This is a genomic window from Actinoplanes auranticolor, assembly GCF_018332655.1.
GTDB lineage: Bacteria > Actinomycetota > Actinomycetes > Mycobacteriales > Micromonosporaceae > Actinoplanes > Actinoplanes auranticolor.
Genome location: NZ_BOQL01000090.1, coordinates 1 through 20,692, shown reverse-complemented (window position 1 = coordinate 20,692; position 20,692 = coordinate 1). Strand labels below are relative to the sequence as shown.

Sequence of the window (20,692 nt, the reverse complement as noted above, 5' to 3'; positions counted from 1 at the left end):
GCGGACCGGGAGCTCTACCGAGGGCCGGCGGCGGGAGTGGTCTCGCTAACTCGTGGATGATACCGGTGTCGAACCCGTCCAACATTGATCGATTAACCCTAGCGCTCGACATCCAACGACTTCTCTGGATGCTCAGCATGGTTGGCGATTTGCCGGCTGGACAGTGCCGGTCCGCCTCCGTGCTCGGCGGCACCGATGATCTTGATTGGCAGCAGGTCGAGATGACCGTCGAGCGGCCCGGGTCAAGGTGCGGGCGGCGCTACAGCCGCTTGCAAATGAACTCGCCGGGTTCGCCGCCGATCATGATTTCCTGGCCGGGGAGCGCTTCGTACAGCTCACTGACGGCCTCGACGGTGTCGGCGGCCTTGCAGTGGGCGCCGTCGGGTTCGGTGTGAATGAGGTACGCGGTGCGGCACTCACAGGCCGTGGCGAACGCGTAGAACCGGCCGCGCATCGCCTCGCGGACCAGCGTCATGGGGTAGAACACGACGTGTTTGCCGCAGATCGTGGGTAACTCGACCATGTCCCCGACGGCCTGGCTGGCTGGGAGCTCGGTGGCTGGTATCCACGGGCCGAGCCTGATGAATGGCTCTGTGGAGCGCAGGTCTTTGGCGCCGGCGAAGGCGAGAAACGCGGTGTCGTCGACTGGGGTGCCTTGCGGCCAGACGACCCGGGTCGTTGCCGGCCATAGTTGCGGGAGTTGTTGGCGGGTCGTGGCCGTGCAGGCAAGGGCTTCGGTGGTGAATTGAACGGCGTGCAGAAGGAGCTGGCCGAGCACGATGGTGGTGGTGTAGCCCTGGGGCGCGTCGGGTTCGGGCAGACCGTCGACGGCAACCGTAATCGGCGTTACCCAGGTGGCAGCGAGCCGGCGTTGCCCGGCATATCTGCCGATCCAACACTGGCTGGTCGGCAGGGGCATCTTCTGGTTGCGCAGGGTCCACAGACGGTGGTACTCCGACGGCGGAAGGCCGTAGCCAGCGTCGCGTTCTTTCTCCGAGGACACCAGCATCGCGGTCAGTGCGGTCTTCTGCAGCCACGCCGCCACCGGGCCGGCGTCCTCGGCGGTGAGGTGGCCAGCGTTGCCAAGGATGAACGGTGTCAGTGTGCGCTTGGCAACGATTTCGAGGCGGCTCATCCAGCCGTTGTTGCACGGCCCGCAGATGCCGACGGTTTGCCTGAACGGGGGCCGGACGCCAAGGTCACGCCCGATGCGGTTGAGCGGCCCGGTCACGTGTGGGGTGGGCCGCAGGTCGAGTCCGATGGTCGAGAGCCAGTCGCCCAGAACGTGCTCCTGGGTGAGTTTGCCGGTGAAGCCGCAGAACGCGCAGTTACCCATCGATTGGTCTTTCTTTCGTCGGACGCCGCGCCTGTGCTGCCCTTGACCGGTACGACGGTTAGCTCGGGCTGGCTCACGCAGGCGACCGGCCGTTTCACCGGTGGACGGAAGGATCGACGTCGAGTATGCGCCGACGGTAACGGGTGCTCGTGTACGGGTTCCATTGCAGTGCTAGGTACGCCAAATGTGCAGAGGCCGGAGCGCATCGCAGTCGGGAGGACTGCGATGAGGCCGCTCCGGTGACGCGCGTCGGTTGCTCACGGGGGTAATCGGCGGATCCAAGGAGCCGCCCGGATCGCGGCAAATGAGGGTGCCGTCCGGCCGTATCCTTCCGTTGTGCCGAACCACTTCTATCGCCGCCGCTGGGACGAGCCCCGCGGGGACGAGTTCGATAGCTGGGCCCCTCCGTGTGGTACTTCGAGACCGACGACGAAGGCTGGCCCGTCCGCCAGGTTGAGCTGTACGACGTGGGTCGCCTGCTTCGTTACGGTCCGGGACGCAGCGAGGACCGCTACGGAAGTCTCGGCCAAGCCAGGCTCTACGATTCAGACGAGGGCTGGAGCACCTTCGAGATCACGGAAGTCGAGTTCGAGCGTGCCTGGCGCACGTATGACGAGTGATGGCATGCCGCCGTCGACGCACGGACCGGGGCAGACGAAGGCCCTTCTCGCCGGCTCCGCCGGGGTCAGGATGAGAACCATGACCGCGAGAGACCAGATTCTTGCTGCGCTGCCAGACATCGAAGCCCGAGGCGCGGACGGCTCGTTCAGCCCTCAAGACGTCGTAGACGAGCTGCGCCGGCGTAGAAGCAACCTCGGGGAGTCGACAATACGAACCCATGTCGTCAGCCGGATGTGCGCCAACGCGCCCGACACCCACGCTCGCACCTACGACGACTTGCCGCACGTGTCGGACGGTCGCTACCGGCGCGGGTAACCGGGCCCGCATGGCGCCGGCATCGAGCGTTGTCTGCGACAGAACGATGCGCGGGGGCCAGCGGGCCGACGTCCGAGCCCATGACCTCGAGTCGCAATGCAGCTATCTGTAGCGAGATTAGCGGGATCAACTGAAGCGGGGCCAGCGCAGGAATCGGTGCCATCGCCGGGTTGGCTCCCGCTCGAACAGGAGGTCTGCGAGCGCCGGGAGATCGTCCGCAAGCGCCGGATCCATTGCCACCCGCGGGTGCTTAAGGTAGGTGCGAAGCCAACCCGTAGTTCCGATGGCTGCCTCTCATCCATCGGTGTGAGCACCACGCGCCTGTTTCGTACCAACGGGCTGACGACGGTGCCATCGGCGATCAATCATACGAAGGACATTCTCGAGAGCGATCACCGCATCGCGTTCGGGCGAGTTGACATGATACGCGCAGTCCACTCTGCACCGATTGGGCGGCTCTAGGCGACGAGTATGATGTGCGGGACGCTAGTCATGAGATCTGGACCTGGGACAGGGATGAGCGAATTCAGTAATCGCCGTGGCGTCAATATCGTGAGTGACGCGGCGTTGGGGATCGAGTGGTTCTTCCGTGAGCAACCGACCAGCGATCAAGGTATCGACGCGCACGTCGAGAAAGCCCCCAATGAAGTCGGGACGGGGCGCCTCATTGCTGTGCAGATTAAAGCGGGTCCCAGCTACTTTCGCGAGCCCGTCAATGATGGCTGGGTCTTTCGATTCGATGCTAAGAAGGCAAGGCTCTGGCTTAACCACGCTCTCCCCGTCATTGTTGCCCTCGTCGACCTGGATCATCGCAAGGCTTATTGGCAGGTGATTTCGAGCTGGACGGCAACTCCGACGGGTAAAGATTTTAAGGTCTACGTTCCACGAGATCAGGAGATCATGGATGCTGACTCCGAGTGGACGCACCTGGCGAGCGGGATTCAGTCTCGCGCGGTACAACAATACGAATTTGCCCTGACGCAGTTACCACCTTCCGTGTCCAAGAAGCTCAGAGATCACCCCTCGTCGAGTCACGAAGACATCGCTGTCTTGGCGCTTCACCTGGCTGAGGGGAAAAACAACCCTGAGGCCATTGTCGAGTCTCTGATCGTAAACGAACCTATTTGGATACAGCGGCAAGCGGAGACGAGCTGGAAGGCGATCTCCTCGTACGCCGCGGAGCATGACCTGGGCGGCCTAAGTGCAGATGCGCTGGAAAGGGCAGCGGCTACCGTTCCGGGCCAGCGTCAGAAATTGTTGGCTTCTGCGGCCATAAACGTCCTGGGATCAAATCGGGAGCGGGCCCGCGCTTTGGTGGATGAAGTTGAGAGCGCGGGAACTGGAAACCTCACCACTTTTGTCGCTAGAGCTCTAGTTGAGCACCCGGTTGGTGACGCTGGTCCGTTCCGTGTTGATCCAGCCTTGCTGGCGGACAGCGAGGAGGTCCGTGGCAACACGCTGGTCCAAAGCTTCCTTAGTGAGCAGGCGACACGATCTGACGACCCCGACTTGGCGTGCCGACACGCACGCATGGCGCACGATGCGGCCCCCGATGATTCATCGGTCATGGTGCTATATGCCGACAAGCTATTGCGCAGGTCCAGTACCCGTAAGCGTCAACCTAGGGACTTGGACGATGCGTCCTCCCTGTTGGAGCTAGCGCTTACCCAGCGAAGAGCTTGGTCTGGACCAACTATTCCGGTACTGCTTACGCTCGTGCGGTCATATGCACTGAGCGGACATTTCGAAAGAATGCTATCTGCCTGCCTAGCCTCGCCCGAAGGGTCAGCATCGGCGGATGAGGCCACAAATCCTGAAGTCCGCCGCAACGCCGTGCTAGGAGCATGGGGCGCTGGCCGCGCTGACTTGCTCGGAGAGTTGGCGGCAAGCCTCGGCGATACTTCGGAAGATCGCATCGTCAGGCTACGGGTAGGCATTCTAAACCTGACCGAGCAAGAAGCCGAGTCGCTTTGGTCAGCTGAACTCGAGCGGGCCTCGACTGAAAGCGATTACAATGCAATAGTGGCGGCCTCCGTCGAACTTGCTTCCCTCGGCCGGGACGAGAGCGAAACTTTGGCGCCACTCGTCGCGGCTTCCATCATACCAAGCGCTTACGTTGATCTGGTGCGGGCGCTGGTCACAGCGCGAGTTGATCTCGATGCGGCCATTCCTGAGTTGAGAAGCGTCGCTCGTCGGCACCAAACTGCGGCCGAATTTCTTATCTCGCGACTGATGGCGGCTGGCAGGTTTGCGGAGGCTGCGGACGACTGCGCAAGTCTATTCCTTCACAGTCGAGAGCCCTATTTGCTATTCAAGCGGGCTCAATGCTTGATTGAGGCTAGGAACAATGCTGCCGAGGCAGCCGCGCTCGAGGCCGTGGCTGTGAACAGCGGATTCACGGCTGAACGTATCCGATTGCTTACCTATCTCGGGGCAAAGGCTGCCGATCGCGGGGACTGGCACGATGCAGAGAAGCACCTTGCTACTGTCTTGTCGCTGCATCGTCCCTCTTCGGCGGAAATTTGGCGCGTTGTTCTTGTGCAGATAAACCAAGGCCGGCTTCCCCGGGCTGCCAACACGGTCGCGGAATATAGGCCGACGGTTCAGTCAATAGAGGAAGCAGAACTATGGCTCAAAGCAAACGTCGCAGTGCCTTGGAACGAGTCAATTGCGTCGGAGGCCCTCGCGCTGGCGCGCCGCTTCAATGACCCCCGCATTTCGACTGCCTTGCTCACCCAGATAATAACCAAGACCTACGGCGTTGCCCAAGCGGACGATTCAGCTGAAGCGGATCAGATTGACGACGAAGAAGGCGACGACTTCGAAGAACGGCGCCGCCTCGCTCAGAATCCCGTTCCAGGAGAATTGCACAGGCAGGCCTTTGCTGCGCTGGACAGGTTGGTAAATGAGTCGGGTGATGCGACAGGCGTCACGGTTATCCGCGGAGATCCCGAGCAGCAGATTGCACGTATGGCCGAAATGGCCCGACAAGCCGCCGATGGGAGAGAGCAATTTGACGACTTGCTTTCGGCCGCCCGTGACGGACTACTTCCGCAAGGATTCGTAGCGGCATTGCGGGGAACAAGTTACGCGACGCTGCTCGTTCAACGAACCCTAGGCCCGCTTGTTGCTGGAGCGGTCGCCGATGATGAACATGGCGTGGAAATAGAAGTCGCTGGCGAGTCGTTGGGTAAGCAAGTGGTCATCGACACGACCACTCTGTTGGTTCTGAGCGGGCTGAGCTCGGAAGCCTCCCTGGAGGGCTCCTTCATCGCGATGAACTTGCCTGCAAGCGCTCTGAGTGACATATATAGTTCGGCTCTAGACATTCGTGGTCTTGCTGCCAGCCCGGGAACCGTCGGCTGGAATCCGGCCACGAATTCGATGGCACTCTGGGAACTTGGCGACGCGGAATATTTGCGGCAATTGAATAAGATCCAGGAGATCGAAAATTTATGCGAAAGGGTAGTTGCTCGAACAGTCCAAGAACTCAGCCTCTTCGATGATCTCGGCGATAGTTCGCGAATTGCCGTATGGGCCGAGTCGATCCAGCTCGCGCATGACCAAGATCTCCCGCTGTGGAGTGACGACCTTGGTGTCAGGCGTGTAGCTCGACATTTTGGCGTGAATTGTTTCGGCACCACGGCGCTTATTGACTGTTTACGGGACCGCGAATTGTCCCCAGGCATAGTTGGTGAACGCATCGACAGCATTATTGAACGGACCGCGTTGTTCAATAGGGAGCTCGCGCTACAGATGATTGTGGATGTCGCGCTGCACCTCGAGGATCTTCTCTGGCTTGCCGAGCGCGATGATTGGCTTCCGAATGCTAGCGGACTGGTCCTGACCCGTCCGTCCTGGTGGTCGTGGCAAGTAACTCCAATGCGTGACTTGATATCCCTCTACGACAAAGTTCGTGAAAATAATGTAAGCGCGCTAGGGGACTGGCAGTTCGCGGCGATGATTGGAGCTGCGAAGGCGTTCATGCCGGTCGAGGTGGCGAGCAAAATGCTCGCAAATATTTCGCTTATCGGGTATGGGGCAGGCTGGAGTATCGACGTCGTGGTTGAAGGCCTCAAAAGGGCCCGTAAGGTGGCCAACACCTTTGACCTGCCCGATCCCATCTTGCAGGCGCCTGCAGCTGTTAGTGCTATGGCGAGGGCCGTGGGCGTCGCCAATCTTGAAGGTCTAATTCAAGAACTCCTATCGCACTTCGATATGCCAAACGGCTGAATGTAATTCAGCAGGTTGCCGTCGTCCACCACGGTCACTGAGCCTTTCCGAGTAACGGCGTATGAGCCACGCCAGAACCTGGACTCGCCGCTGCTCACCGCGTTCCTTCACGTTCTTCTCCCACCCGGCGGCCGAGCTATTCGATTACTTCGTGCGCGCGAGTGGGTAACGGATTTGGCATGCTGGCCGGGAAGAGTACCTTCGACCGCCGGCTCAAGCCGGTTCGTAGCCGCAGTGTCGGGATATTCTGTGCCCGCACCTGATTGATGCTGCTCCGGGACTGGTCACAACTCAGCAAAGACGATGCTATAGAAGTTGCTCGGGATTCGTGATTTGCCCATTTCTTCTGACTTTTAATGTGCTCCCTGGCAGGCATCAGACGTGTACTCACATTGGCTACTTGTAAGAGTGGCGCTTCGGCGTAGTCGGATCGTCCGCTTTGCGTGACCTTGGCGTCCTGGCCCATGGGGAGCGCGTCGGAAGCGCGGCGCTGCCTCGACCAGGTCGTGGGCTCGGCTGAGGTGATGGCGGAGAGGGGAGCAGCCTGCTCCTCGCCGTCCATGGCGTTTGCGCTGTTCAGAGGCCGTAGCCAGCAATGGTGGGGAGCACTGCCACGACGAAATCGGGCTGTCCGGGGTGGGCGGAGCGGCGCTGCTCCCAAAACCGGTTATCGGACGGGGAGCAGGCGGGGTTGAAATCAGCAGCGTCGAACAGCGCCGGGCGGCGTTCAGCAGCGTAAGGCGACCGTGACTGAGCAGGGACGATCTACATTATTCCTGGTCAAAGCCATAGCTGAACTACGTTCACACAGGAGTGCTCCACGAACGGCGCCGAACAGCGCTGAAGAGCACGTTCTGGCCGCTGAGCAGCGCCGAACGGCGTGAACTCCTTACTACGTTTGCTCCCCGGACCTCCTCCTGCATGACCGGAGTGCTCTGTCGGTGTTCACGCGCTGGGTGACGGCTACCCGATGGTAGGAGCGGTCATCGCTGCTGCTGGCGATGCTGTGACCGCTCATTGACAAGGGGGCGGGCAAAGGGGTGCGGTCACAGGCCGCGCGACCGTAGTGTCACGATTTTTGGATCGCCGCCGCGAGCGTCCACTGTCGCCGCGGGACGGACAAGTCCAGGCGTGATTGACCGATCGCGTTGAGTTGGCTTGACTGCAAGGAGCCAGGGGTCTGAGCGAGGAGATCGCGAGTGGGACGGTCAGGGTGGGGACATGCACTGACCGCTGCCGCGAGTGTGATCACGGGGGCGCTGGTGGGCGGGCTGGTGAACGTGTTCACTTCCGGTTCGCGCCACAGTTGGTGGTTGATCGTGACCCTGGTGGTGGCGGTTGTGGCCTGGGCGGCGATCGAGGCCGCTCGGGCCGGCCGAGGAGGCCGCGCCAAGGCCGCTTTTCGTGCGGTCGCCGCGTTTCCTGAGTCGAGCGGTCCGATGGTGGCAAGACCCGAACCTCTTGGCGAGATCGTCCGGGCTCTGACCGGCGGTAGCCGCCGGAGCGGACCGTTGGTGGCGATCACCGGCGGTGGCGGCTTCGGCAAGACCACGCTGGCCTGGATGGCGGCGCAGCATCCGGATGTCCGGCGCCGCTACCCGGAGACCTTGACCGTGGTCCTCGGCCAGGACTTGGCAGGCGCGGCGTTGGCCGCGAAGCTCAACGACATCAGCGAACGGGTCACCGGTCTACGGCCCGGGTACGCATCGTCCGAGCAGGCCGCACAGCACCTCGGCGACGCGCTGGACAAGCACGAGCCGATGCTGCTTGTGATCGACGACGTTTGGACCGCCGAGCAGTACAGGCACTTCCGGTATGGAGGACGCCGGTGCGCCCGGTTGGTCACCACCCGGATGCCGGATCTGATACTGGGCGACGCGATTCGGGTGGACGTCGGTGCCATGCAGGACGGCGAGTCGTACGACCTGTTGACCGCCGGAGTGGCCGGCTTGCCAGCCGATGTCACCGACCAGCTACGAGAGCGGACCGGCCGATGGCCGTTGCTGCTGGCCATCTGTAACGGCCTACTCCGACAGGCGGTGGCCCGGGGCGACGATCCGACCGTCGTGGGACGCCGGACCGTCGATCTGCTAGACCGCGACGGGCCGACCGCACTGGACGGGGCCAGCTCGGATCGCCGGACTGCGGGGCGCACGATTGAGGCCAGCCTGGAGGCCCTTCCACCGCATGACAGCGAGCGCTTCGCCGAGCTGGGATTGTTCGCCGAGGATACCGAGATACCGGAGCAACTGGTGGCCTGGCTGTGGCGCCGCACCGGTGGCTTGACAGGCGACGACACTGTGCGGCTCTGCCGGACGCTCGCCGGGCTTTCCCTCGTGGAATCGTACCGCGAGGGTGACCGTAGCCTGCGCCTGCACGACGTAGTCCGGGGTTTCCTGCGGTTACGCTGCGGCAAGGTAGGACTCCAAGTGGCCAACGAAGAGCTTCTCGACGCCGTCGCTGCCTCACTGGTCGCCGCAGAAGGTTCCCCGCCGCCATGGTGGCTGGTGCCTGCTGAGCTGACCTACATATGGCAGCACCTGCGATATCACATGACCGCTGCAGGGCGAGCCGAGGAATTCGATCTGATCGTGACCGACCCGCGGTGGGCGTTAAGAAAGCTTCAGATGTTCGGCGCAGCCGCGCTCTCCGACGACTTAACGGGCAACCCTCTGCCGGCTGGCCGCCGTTTGGCGGATCAGCTCGACCGGCACGGTCACTTGCTGGCTCCGACCGACCCTCAGGAAGCCGTGGTCGACATCTTCCTCGGCCGCGAACCGTGGGGCACACAGCACGCGTCTGCCGATGTCAGAATCGATCCGGATCGGCTGCCTGAGGCGCGCTGGCTCGTCCCGCTTTGGCCGCTGCCCGATCTGCCCGACCCCGCGCTGCGGCGGGTGATGCGAGCCAGCACATGGAGTTACAATAATTCGCCGCCCTGGTCACCGGACGGGCGATCCCTGCTCGCCGAGCGCGCCGAGAGCAGGGACGTCGTACTAAGGCACATCGATACCGGCGAGCCGACGGTAACACTGGCCGAGTCCGACGATGCGATCTGGCCGGTGGTCTTTGCACCAGACGGCTCCTGGGTGGCCACCGAGTCGTCCAACCGGAACATGCAGGCCTGGGACACCGGCACCGGGCGGCAGACGACCCTCTTCACCAGTCACCGGCGTCAGGCGCACCTGGCTGTTGCCGCGCCGAATGGAGAGTGGCTAGCCACCGCCATGAACGATGACACCATCCGAGCTTGGAATACTGGTGACCCAGCCCGGAGCCGGCTCGTGCGTGGACACCGCAGCGGTATCAACGCGCTGGTTGCCGGACCCGACGGTTCCTGGCTGGGCAGCGTGAGCGACGACCGCACCGCGCGGATCTGGTACCACGACAACCGTCCCGCCCGAATCCTCACCGGGCACACCGATAGGGTCACGCTCGCCGTCGCGGCCGGACCGAATCGTTTGGTAACCGCCGGACCCGACTGCACGGTCTGGGTCTGGGATGTACGGACCGGCAAGCCGGTGCACGTGTTCCGCCGCTTGACTCCCGCGGTCGCAGTGATGACCGCGCCGGACGGCTCTTGGCTGGCCATCGTGGAGCGGCACGTCATCACCCGGTGGACCACCGATAGTTGGGCGCTCCGATCCGCCTGGCAATCTGCCTCCGAGGAGTTGACCTGTTCCGCAATACACCCGAACGGCTCGCAACTGGCCGCCGGGACCCGCAGCGGCGAGGTCCAGATCTGGGACGTGTCGACCGGCAGGATGGTCCGGCGACTGCTGCGACACAGCGAGGCGGTGCTGGACTGTGCCATCCGTGCCGACGGCACACTGCTATCCCGCGACAGCGAGGACGTCCGGGTTTGGGACCTAGACGCGCCGGCGGCGGTCAGTGGCACAGAGCCGGGGCGTCCCGCGGAGACGCTGGTCGTCGCCACGGACTCATCCTGGTTCGCCGTGGGGAGCTCCGAAGGGCTGACCATATGGGATGTAGCCGGCCAGTCCCCGCGGGTGCTGACCCATGGCTCGGACGACGACGCCATTGGAGCACTGTTGGCTGGCCGGGATGCCGGACAGCTAGTCGTGGCCAGGACCAACCGGCTGGAGATGTGGGACGTGGGCCTCAGTGCGCTGCACTCCACAGTGACTATTCCGTTCTTCGGGGCGACATCGGTGGCATGGAGCTCAGACGACCGGGTGCTTTCCGCAGGGATGGACCAGTTAGTGCGGATGCACGACGCGGGCATGTTGGAACAGTTCGGGGCGCTGGACACAGTCACTGGACGACTGATTCCGGCACAGCACGGACGCGCATGGGACGACGCGACCAGCCTGCATCCGGTCCGTGATCTACTTCGGCGAGCGGCCAATGGGTTCTTCGGTTCCCGCCGGTTGCGGGTCCCGTTCGACCGGCTGTGGGCGCTACGACCCATGCAGGTTCTCATACGCCGCTTCAACATCGGTGGAACCTTCAACGCGGTCGTGCGGTGGGGTAACGACCAGCTTGTCCGCCTGCTCGGCCCGAAAAGTTGGCGGACCCGGGTGATCGCCTCCCCTGATGGCCGGTATGCCGCCACCCTGCACACCGACGGTTCGGTCCGGATATGGAAGACCGAGATGTGGCGCTCAATCGGCCGTTTCGTGGAACCAGAGATGCGGTTCTATTACTATCAGCCGACAGCCTGGGCGGTCGCGGTCATGCATGGCACCACCGTCACTTACCGCAGCGACCTGAGCATCCGAATTTGGTCGGCCGAAGACAACACTCAGGTCACCGTCGCCGACCTGCGGCCCGACGAGGGATACCCGACCGCCCTGGCATACTCGGCCGACGCGGAACATCTGTGCGCCGTGACCGGGTCCGGTGCGCTGATCGTTTGGGCCACTCAGACCTGGCGCCGAGTGGCGATGCAGCGGGTGGAGGGCGCACTCCAGGCCTGCGCCTGGATCGAGCACTCGAGCGGACCTGCCATCGTTGCGGTCGGTGGCCGGGGCGTCTATTTGTTTGGGTTGTGCCGCGAGGCGCTGGCGGATGCCGCCGACCTTCGGCCCGTATCAACGCGGCTGGAAGGCAGTCGGATCGGGCCGGCACCGGAATGAGGCTCCCGTGACCTCGTCCTCATGACCGGAGTGCTCGATCGAGCGTCCAGGAGCTGACTGACCCCTACTCGGCGGCAGGAGGGGTCATACGCCTGGTCATAGGGGTTTCCGCTCAGCTGCGAAGTCTGCGTTTGAGTTGCGACGGCGTGAGAGCTGGACGTTGCCGGTGAACCATCGCGTGACAGTTGGCGCACAGCGGCACCAGGTCGCGTTTCGGATTTACCTGGTATCCCGGTCCGAGCGTTGATAGTTCGCGGACGTGATGCACGTGGATGAAGTCGCGGCCCACCGGCCCGTACATCTTCTGGTAGTTGAAGCCGCAGACGAGGCAGGAGAGGCCGTGGTGGCGGATGCAGGCAGCGCGCGCGTTCCGGTCACGCTCATACCGATTGACCAGTACACGGGCGACATCACCCTCGCTGTACGAATTTTCTGGGAGTTCCTCAGGATTGGCGTAGGGCGTATCGCCAACATGCGCCTGCCATAGCTCTTCAAGTTCCTGATCGTGGGGCTGGGCGACGGAAACACCGGACCCCTGTAGGCGGTCCCAGGTGATTGCTGGCACCTTGTTCTTGAGTACCTCGACCGGCAGGCGGTCGTTCAGGGCCAGCACCTGGTCGAATTCGATGTCGGCGTAGGTCGTCAGGCGGCCAGACCCATCCCAATGCTTGTCCTCGTAGATTGTATGCGAGAAATGTCCGCTTGCGACGATGCCCCTTTGGCGACGTTGCCGTACGAGAAAAGCTCGGTCCCCGATCGCGATGCCAGACTTGCGTAGGGCCACACTCCAACGCCTGAGTTGACTCTGACCTGCCGAGGCAGCCTCGACGGCCGCTTCGTGATCGGGATCAGGCCATCCCGGACCGTCCGGATTCCAGGTGAGCAAGAAGGTCGCCACGCAGTGCATTCTCGCGTACCGGCGAGCCCAGCGACAACGGAGCGCACGCCTGAGGCCAGCGGTCATTATGCGCAGAGTTTCCGCCATGACTCGGGGGCCAGGGTGCCGCACAGGAAGAACCCGTACTCGCCGGCCTTCGGTTGCACGTTCTGCACCTCAATTACGTCCAGGTCGGCACGGTGGATGACGAACTCATACCCGGCGCGTGAGGTGATCGTATTGGGCTCGTATCCGGCCACCGTCTTGCCGTCCTGTTCGCCCTGGAAGACGGCCGGGCTCATTGTGCCGACCAGGCCGCGCTGGCTCTTTGTGAAGCTCACGGAGGCGACACCCAGGCACGCCTGCCCGTCCGGGATGAAGCAGGGGCCCTCGATCCATCGGCGGGTTCCGGTGAGATCCGCTCGCACCTCGAGCCGGTGGCCATACGCCTGCCAGATACCCACCAGCGACTGTTCCGGGGCTGTCACCGGCGCGACCGTCTCCGGGCAGGTCGCGCGGTGCCCGAGCGACTCGGCGTAGGCGGGCCACTGCTGTGCGGTCAGGCCGCCACCGGCCAGCGCGCACGCTCGCGGCAGCGGATCCTTCATCACGTCGTCCAGCGCGGCCAGGCTCCAGAGCGTCAGATTCCGGACCGGGTGGCTCACGATGGCCACGGTGCGGCCGTCCTGCGTCCACCCGGTCCGCCAGCCGGAATGGCCGGGGATCGGGACTTGGGTGAGCCACGTCAGCCCCTGCTCGGTCGGCAGCCAAAGCGTCGCGGCGGCGCCGTGCCCGCCGAACGCGGCGACCTGGCCTCCGGCGATGCGTTCCTGCCACAACGCCGGCTGCTCGTCGGGGTTGAGCTGGACGATCCTGCGTGCGGTGAGCTCGGCGGCGGGGCTTGGCACGGCGTCAAGATCCCATTGGTACGCGCCACCATGACCATCGGTGGTGATGGCGGTACGAGCGTCGGGTCCGTAGGACACGCTGAGGGAGCTGCCGGTGTGTCCCGGCAGCACGGCGAGTTTCTTCGGTTTGGCCGGCTCGCTGACGTCCCAGTGGGTGACGGTGTCGTACCGATCGGCCACGAGCAGTTTCGTCGCGTCCGTGCTGAGCGAGACGGCCAGCACCCCGTCACCCAGCTCGCCTATGTCGGCCAGCTTGCGCGGCGACGTCCGGTCGGCGATGTTCCACAACGTCACCACCCCCTCGTTGCTGCCCGTGACGGCGAGGGCTCGGTCGATGTTCATCGCGGAGGTGGTCAGGTCTCCCTTGGCGGGCAGCGAGGCCAGCCGCCGGGGCTTGCGGGCATTGCGGACGACCCACAGCAGGGCGCCGCCTCCGTCGGCCGCGCCGGTCAGCAGCATCGTGCCGTCGCCGCTGAACTGGGCGCGGTGGGCGGCTTCCGGCAGCCGCGCTAGCCGTTTCACCGCGCGCGGCGCACTGGTGTCCCAGAGCACGAGCGGCCCTTTCACGTTCAGGATCGTGGCGGCGCGGCGGCCGTCCGGGGACAGCGTCACGTCGGGGCCCTCCGAGCGGTCGCCCTCGCCGTCCTCGGTGATGCCGGCACCGCCGCTCGCCACCGGCCGCAGGTCACCGGTCCGCAGCATCCGCGTGGACGCCAGATCCCACACCGTCAGCTCGCCGTCGCGCAGCCCGGTCGCTGCCACCGTCGCATCGCGGTTCATCACCGCGGCGTAGATCACCGCGCCCTTGCCGGGCAGCGCGGCGATGTAGCGGGGCCGGGACGGCTCGGCGAGATCCCACAGGATCGCCGAGTCCCCGGTGGCTGTCAGAGCGGTCTTGGTGTCGTCGCTGATCGCCGCGGTGCCGACTTGGCCGGTGTGGTCGCCGAGGGTGCCGACCCGTACCGGCGTTGCGCGATCGGTGAAGTCCCAGATCTCGGCGTGTGCGTCGTCGCCGACGATGGCACGACGGCCGTCCGGGGTCAGGCTGATCTCCCCGGCGTAGCCGTCCAGGACGATCTGCGAGACGGCGGCGGACGGCTTGCCCGCGGGCACGTCCCAGACCGTTACCTGGGAGTCCTCCAATCCCCAGTGCCCGACGTAGACGGTCCGCCGGTCCGGGCCGATCGCGACGCTGTAGATGCTTTCCGGGCGGGCAGCGTCGCCAGTTTGGCCGCGGCGTCCGGCCGCCGTATGTCCAGCACCACCGCGCTTTGGCCGGACACGACCACGGCCCGATCGCCGTCTGCGGTCGCCGCCACCGGGCCGAGCCGTTCCGGGCCCTCGAACATGGTGGCGATGCGACGCGGCTTGGCCGGGTTCCGCACATCCCAGTACGTCAGCGTCTTCTCGGCGGCCAGCACCAGCGCGCCGTCGTCGACGAAGACTGCGCCGCTCACCTCGCCGACAGCGGCCGGGAGGCTGGACACCTTCACCGGGGTTGCCGGGTCGGCGATGTTCCACAACTCCGTACGGGTGCCGCCGACCAGCACGGTACGGCCGTCCGGCGCGAGCGCCATCGTGCTGATATAGCCCTCACCTGCTTTGACGCTGCTGACTGGTTGGGGTGTGACGAGGGCGTGTGCCAGCGCGGCCCGCCGCCGCTGATGCGGGTCGAGCTGTTCGGCGGCGATCCGCAGACGCAGGGAACGCTGAGGGTCGGTGTGCCGGACCCGGTCCGCCTCCGCGGACATCTGATCGGCGAACGCGGCGGCGTCGATTTTGTCCGGCGGTTCGGAGCCGCCGCGCAGGGCGATGATGGTGACGACAGCCGCGACCACGGCCAGGAGCACCACGGCGACGGCGCTGACGATGTACCGCCGCAATTTCTGATTCTCGTTCTGTCCTTGGGTTTGCTCGCCGGTCATGTCAGCGCTCCATCGGAGTGCAGGACGTCAGCGAGTTCAGACACTCGGACGTGGCGCGTGAGCGCCCGACTGTGCGAAACCGGGCAGGCTTGCCCGCGTCGCCGACCATGTGCGTCCCGTGATGCTCGCCGGAGTTCCAGTCCAGCTCGATCTGCCAGACGCAGTCGCAGTCAACGGTGTATGCCGACACCTCGAAACTTTCCGGATCCTCCAGCGAAACCGTGTAGGGGAACCTGATCGGCGTCCGCCTTTCCGGCGGGTCGTCGTCGTTGGCGGCATCCCGGTCGTAGTCCGTGGTGACCCGCGGGGGATCGGCGTCCAGGTCGGCGTTGAACCACCGGAGCGCCCGCTCACCACCGCATCCGACATGCAGCCACGGCGCGGCCAGCGGAACGGATCGGTCGATCGCCGTCACTCGGACCCGGGTGAGCGTGATCGCCGCGTTGGACCGCCCCCGTACCGTGAACTGGATCCGTGACCGACTTGCCGTCGGCATGCCCTGCTCCGCCGACCAGGCGACCCAGTCCTGCGGATCCCGTCCCTCGGGTATGGCACCGACATCGGCCACCGGCTTGGTGATCAGGTAGCCGCCGGTGCAGACGTCGGGCACCTCGACGGCCGAAGTCGTGATCGGGTCCGTGCCGTCGAACGCTGCCGGCGAGGCGGCGGCGCCCGGTGTGGCCTCCGGTCGCGGACCGTCGTCGTCCAGCAGCACCACGGCGACCGGTACGACGATGACCCCGACCAAGACGACTCCGGCCGCTGCCAGCCCGTAGTTCCGGCGCCCGGACGGCGGCGCGGCGAATAACTCGTCGTATCGCTGTGTCCAGTACTCGGGCCTCTGACGTGGCTCCGGCAGTCCGATCGAGGCCGCACGCGCTCGCCTCAGGCAGATGTCCACGATCGCGGCGGCCAGCACAGCGTCGGGCCGATGTGTTCCCTTCAGGATGTCACTCAGCTTCTTCGGCGCGCCGGACGCGACACCGGGATAGGCCGCCAGCTCTGCCTTGAGATCGCGCTGAGTGGGCTTCCCGGACCGGGCGATCAGGTCACTCAGCTCCGCCGCGAAGATTTGCTCCGGCGTCATCCTCGGTTCGGCCGGGCTGGACGATCGCAGGCTGGCGATGCCGCTTACGACGGCGACCAGCAGGCTGGCCGCTCCGATGATCATGCTGATCACGCTGGCGAGCTGATCGGCGCGACTGGTGTCGCCCTCAGTGACCTTGAGAACTACGAACAGGACGGTCGCCACCAGGAACACGAGCGCCGCGGCGCCGCCGATCACGAGCCGCTGGGCACGTTTATCCGGACTCCCCACGGGTCGATCGTGGCACGCGATGACGGCTCCACTGAAGACAGAATTGTGGTCGAGAAACGGATCGTCCGGCCGGGTTACGACGCCGTACGCCATCGATCAGGGGCCATATTGGCCTAAGTTGGCGGCCGAGTCGCGACAGTTAGGCCTCCGAACGAACGATCCCTTCCGGGTTGCCCTGCTCGCCGAGGAATCGTTCAGAGGGCGACGGACGAGGCTGGCCTGGACCAGTGCAAGTTCAGCTTGGCTCTGGCGGCTTCGCCGGTGCGCTGCGATGTGCAGCCAGGCTCATCTCACCTGGGCAGGCGGCCGCCACTCGGTTTCTTGATTGGGCCTGGCGTAGTCATCCGTTCGCATGACCTCGGGTCCTGGCTCATGGGGCGCGGTGGGAGCACGGCGCTGACCCGGTCACGTCGCTACGCTCGACCGAGGTGCCGGCGGTGGGGCGCAAGCGGCTCCTCGCAAGCCATGGTGTTTACCCTGTTCAGAGGCCCTCCCCAGCGATGGTGGGAGCACCGCCACGATGAAGTCGGGCTGTTCGGGGTGGGTGGTGCGGCGCTGCTCCCAGAACCGACGATCAGAGGAGTCTTCTTCTTGGGTCCTCAGCGGCTCCACGTCAAGTCCCCCGGAAGGTGGATGGGCAGGTCTTGGTTCGGCTGGAAATGCCGGATTTGCTCAGAGCGGCGAGTCACGCTGTCGAGGGATTGCGGACAGGCCATCGAGACACCATGAAGAAGACTCAGAGGGGAGCAGGCGGGGTTGAAATCGGCAGCGTCGGACAGCGCCGAACAGCGTTCGGTAGCGCCGGGCGACGGCCGCTGAGTAGGTCAAAGCCGTGTTTCTGCTGGTCAAGGGTTTGGCCGGGCTGCGTTCACACAGAAGCGCTCTACGAACAGCGCTGAACAGCGTCGAAGAGCGCGTCTATACAGCTCAGCAGCGCCGTACAGCGTGACCTCTTTACTGCGTCTGCTCCCCTGACCTCTGTTGGCGGTGGAGTGCTCTGTCGAGTGTTCGGGCGCCAGCTGACGGCTCCTCGGTGGCCGGAGTGCTCCGTAGAGCGTTCAGGAAGTGCCGGACCACTACGGATCAGCGGATCCCGCCTGCGGCGTGTCGGAACTAGCCGAGGTCCGTCGCTGGGTTGTGATGTCCTGATGGCCATCTTCTCTGCGATCACCCGGACCGACCCGTCGCCGGCCGGGCACGGAGACGGGCAATTCACGTTCTTGGACCGCGTCTCGGGGACCTATTGGGACCAGGTTCGCGACTTGATCGAGGAGTGGTTTAGTCGCCTGTGCCCAGACGCCCAGGCCGACGTGAGGGGCCGGATGAGGTCGAAGGATAACAGGCAGTTCATGGGGGCCTTCTTCGAGTTGTACCTACACGAGTGCCTGCTCCGGATGGGCTATTCGGTGACGTGTCACCCGGTGTTGGAAGGGACGACCCGACGGCCGGACTTTCTAGCCGAGAGAGACGGACGGTCGGTCTATGTCGAGGCGCGCTCGGCATCCGCCAGCAACGTCTCCGTGGGCGCGGAGGCGCGGGTAAATGTGGTGTACGAGTCAATCGACAGGTTGGACAGCCCTAACTTCTTTCTCTGGATCGAGGTTGTGAGGCAAGGTCCTGGCTCGTTGCGAGCTAAGCCGTTGCGCGGCCGCCTGGAGAGGTGGCTGAGCGGGCTCGACCCCGAAAATTACACACTGGGCGGGCGCCGAGACGACCTCCCGTCCCACCGCTACGAGGAGGCCGAGAGCGACGGGGGTTGGATCATCAAGTTCTGGGCCATCCCCAAATCTCCCGAGGCACGTGGCAGGGTGGGCGCCCGCCCGCTCGGTGTCTTCGGCAGGGGCGGGGGTCGAATCAACGACGAGGACGGCATTCGCGGCGCTCTGAGCGATAAGGGAGCGGCGTACGGTCCGCTCGGCGTGCCGTTCATCGTGGCGGTCGCTTCGAGCAGCATGTCATTGGACGACCACGACGTACGCAACGTCCTCTACGGGACCGAGATGTTGCAGATCACCACCGCGTTGGATGGCACCGAGTCGCAGGCGTATATCCGCGAACCCAACGGCTACTGGTACGCAGGCGACCGCTGGGAGCACCGCGGGGTATCTGCTGTGCTCGTTGTCAAGCAGCTCCACCCCGCGTTCGTCGGCAATCAGCAGCATACGATCTGGGAACACCCGGATCCGGACCACGCTGTGGAAGCGCTGCCGCTGTGGCGGCGCTCCCTCGTCGGCGCCGACGGTTGGCTAGAGTTCGTCGAGCCGCCTCGCACTCAGGCCGACTGGTTCGGCCTCGGCGACCCCTGGCCAATAGGCGATCCTTTTCCCCGCGAGGTGTAAGCATGGCTTGGCCATTCACGAAGCTGACCGACGAGGACCGGGATGGCGTAATCAGCTGCTCGGCTGGTTGGCTGGTCGACGCATCGTCGCCGGGGTGGAGTCAGCTCGGCCTGATGCCCAAGGTCGAGATCCCGGAGGTGTGGCGGCGATGAGGAAACCGAGGCCGTGAGTACGCAACCTCCGCAGAATCAGGTATCGCCCGAAGCCACAGGCGGCGCCGGCACGATCGAGGAGTACACCCTCGGCGCCGTCGCGCTCGCTCGCCTATTGACGGGCGATCTGTTGCCGGGACTTACGGCGCCCCTCGCCACCGTGGCGCTCCAGCGGCGCGTGGCCGGGAACACGCTTGATGATCTCGTGCTGCGCTCGGACACCGGCACCGCCGAGAACGGCATCGACTTTCAGATCAAGCGGACGGCGTCCCCGGTTGCGTCAAACGACGCCTTCGTTGACGCGCTCGGCCAGTGCATCGACACGCTGCGGCAGGAGCGGGAGGCGCTCGCCTCGGGGCGTCTGAGGCTGGGCTTCGGCGCCTCCGGTCCGCGTGGACCACTGGAGCAGCTGCAGAGACTGACGGAGATCGCCCGGGCTCACGCGACGGGCGCGACGTTCCGAGGCGTTCTCGTCGTGGGTGCTACTGCCGGGGAGGTCCGGACGCGTTATGAGCACTTCAGGGTCGCCGTGGCCGGAGCGATCAAGGTGCGCGGCGAGACCTTGACGGACGACCAGCTAGACGAGCTGACGTATGAACTCCTCAAGTACCTGCACGTCTGGATATTCGAGGTCGGCGACAACGGCCGTGACGTGCTAGAGGCCCAGAGCCGGCTAATTCCAATCCTTCCGCCGCGTGGCCCAAAGGCGCACGTCGTGTTCTCGGAGCTGCGGACGCTGGCTGAGGCCTGGGGGCCGAACGCGGGTGTCATCGACGCTCCGATGCTCCGAGCCGCGCTCAACGCCCGCGGCATCCCCTTGACGGCGGACCCGCGCCACCGGATTGAACTGGGGCGCGTGCTCGACGCCTCGCGCCAGGAGCTCGCCCGCACCGTTGATCAGATGGGCGGACGCTTACGGCTCGAGCGAGCGACCCCGGCTCGCGAACTTGGTAAGGCCATCCAGCGCGGCGGCATCGTGCTCGTGTCTGGTACGGCCGGCGTCGGCAAGTCTGTTCTTTCCCGGCGGGCGGTCCAAGATCTAGATGACTCCGCGACGGTCGTTGCCATCAGCCTCTCGACCCGCAGCGGCGACACGCTGGCCACCGTCCAGCAAGAGTTGGGCGTCTCCCTCCTCAAGACGGTGCTGGGCGCCGCACCAACAAGCGGCCCCCGGGTCCTGCTTATTGACGGAGCTGAACACGCGCTGACGGATGCGGGTCGGCTCTTGGAGTCACTTCTCGATGCCGCGCCGACCGCTGGCACGGGCTCGCCGCCATGGACGGTTGTTATTACGAGCCGTGCGGATGCGGCCGGGCCGTTAACCGTGCGACTCGGGGACCGTCTCAAGACCCACATCTTGCTCGACGAACTATCCGACCCCGAGGTGGACGAGGTCAACGCAGCCTTCCCCTCGTTGGCGCCCCTCCTGCGTCATCCCCGGAGCAAGCGTCTGCTGCGCCGCCCGTATCTGGTGGATCTCTTGGTTCGATCCCAGGTTGCCCCCGGCGAAGGTGAGGTACTTGGCGAAGAGAACGTCTGTTCCGCACCGGGTTTGATGGAGACATCGAA

The 20,692-nt window shown here is 64.8% G+C and carries 12 protein-coding genes; 7 read left to right on the top strand and 5 right to left on the bottom strand.

The genetic code is table 11. The features are described 5' to 3' along the window. Positions 1–259: 259 nt before the first annotated feature. Complete coding sequence (locus Aau02nite_RS44215) at positions 260–1,336, bottom strand: hypothetical protein (protein ID WP_212994691.1); 1,077 nt, start codon at positions 1,334–1,336, stop codon at positions 260–262. Between the two features lie 407 nt (positions 1,337–1,743). Between Aau02nite_RS44215 and Aau02nite_RS44210 the strand changes: the two genes are divergently transcribed. The 4 genes from Aau02nite_RS44210 (at position 1,744) to Aau02nite_RS44200 (ending at position 11,604) form a co-directional block, all read left to right on the top strand. Next, positions 1,744–1,956, top strand: a complete 213-nt coding sequence (locus tag Aau02nite_RS44210) for a hypothetical protein (protein ID WP_246595903.1) — start codon at positions 1,744–1,746, stop codon at positions 1,954–1,956. Then, positions 1,946–2,272, top strand: coding sequence for a DUF7669 domain-containing protein (locus Aau02nite_RS48170; RefSeq protein WP_438841236.1), 327 nt, complete (start codon positions 1,946–1,948; stop codon positions 2,270–2,272). Before Aau02nite_RS44210 ends, Aau02nite_RS48170 begins: the two co-directional genes overlap by 11 nt. Before the next feature lie 516 nt (positions 2,273–2,788). Further along, positions 2,789–6,505: a DUF4365 domain-containing protein gene (locus tag Aau02nite_RS44205; RefSeq protein WP_212994690.1), complete on the top strand. Its 3,717-nt coding sequence runs from the start codon at positions 2,789–2,791 to the stop codon at positions 6,503–6,505. 1,262 nt (positions 6,506–7,767) lie between these two features. Beyond that, complete coding sequence (locus tag Aau02nite_RS44200; protein WP_212994689.1) at positions 7,768–11,604, top strand: NB-ARC domain-containing protein; 3,837 nt, start codon at positions 7,768–7,770, stop codon at positions 11,602–11,604. A 112-nt stretch (positions 11,605–11,716) separates the two neighbouring features. Here Aau02nite_RS44200 and Aau02nite_RS44195 read toward each other — a convergent pair whose 3' ends face one another. The 4 genes from Aau02nite_RS44195 to Aau02nite_RS44180 all read right to left on the bottom strand — a co-directional run bounded on the left by Aau02nite_RS44195 (position 11,717) and on the right by Aau02nite_RS44180 (position 16,725). After that, positions 11,717–12,502, bottom strand: coding sequence for an HNH endonuclease (locus Aau02nite_RS44195; protein WP_212994688.1), 786 nt, complete (start codon positions 12,500–12,502; stop codon positions 11,717–11,719). 65 nt (positions 12,503–12,567) lie between these two features. Further along, positions 12,568–14,502: a WD40 repeat domain-containing protein gene (locus tag Aau02nite_RS44190; RefSeq protein ID WP_212994687.1), complete on the bottom strand. Its 1,935-nt coding sequence runs from the start codon at positions 14,500–14,502 to the stop codon at positions 12,568–12,570. 11 nt (positions 14,503–14,513) lie between these two features. Beyond that, positions 14,514–15,314: an LVIVD repeat-containing protein gene (locus tag Aau02nite_RS44185; protein WP_212994686.1), complete on the bottom strand. Its 801-nt coding sequence runs from the start codon at positions 15,312–15,314 to the stop codon at positions 14,514–14,516. 1 nt (position 15,315) lies between these two features. After that, a complete protein-coding gene (locus tag Aau02nite_RS44180; RefSeq protein ID WP_212994685.1) occupies positions 15,316–16,725 on the bottom strand; it encodes a hypothetical protein in 1,410 nt (469 codons plus the stop codon). A gap of 1,055 nt (positions 16,726–17,780) precedes the next feature. On the opposite strand from Aau02nite_RS44180, the gene Aau02nite_RS44175 reads away from it, so the two are divergent. From Aau02nite_RS44175 to Aau02nite_RS44165, 3 genes are all read left to right on the top strand, one after another. Further along, positions 17,781–18,971, top strand: a complete 1,191-nt coding sequence (locus tag Aau02nite_RS44175) for a hypothetical protein (protein ID WP_212994684.1) — start codon at positions 17,781–17,783, stop codon at positions 18,969–18,971. A 2-nt stretch (positions 18,972–18,973) separates the two neighbouring features. Then, positions 18,974–19,123, top strand: coding sequence for a hypothetical protein (locus tag Aau02nite_RS44170; RefSeq protein ID WP_212994683.1), 150 nt, complete (start codon positions 18,974–18,976; stop codon positions 19,121–19,123). Positions 19,124–19,136: 13 nt separating this feature from the next. Next, positions 19,137–20,692, top strand: a 1,556-nt coding sequence (locus tag Aau02nite_RS44165) for an AAA family ATPase (RefSeq protein WP_212994682.1), incomplete at its 3' end; no start/stop codon positions are given.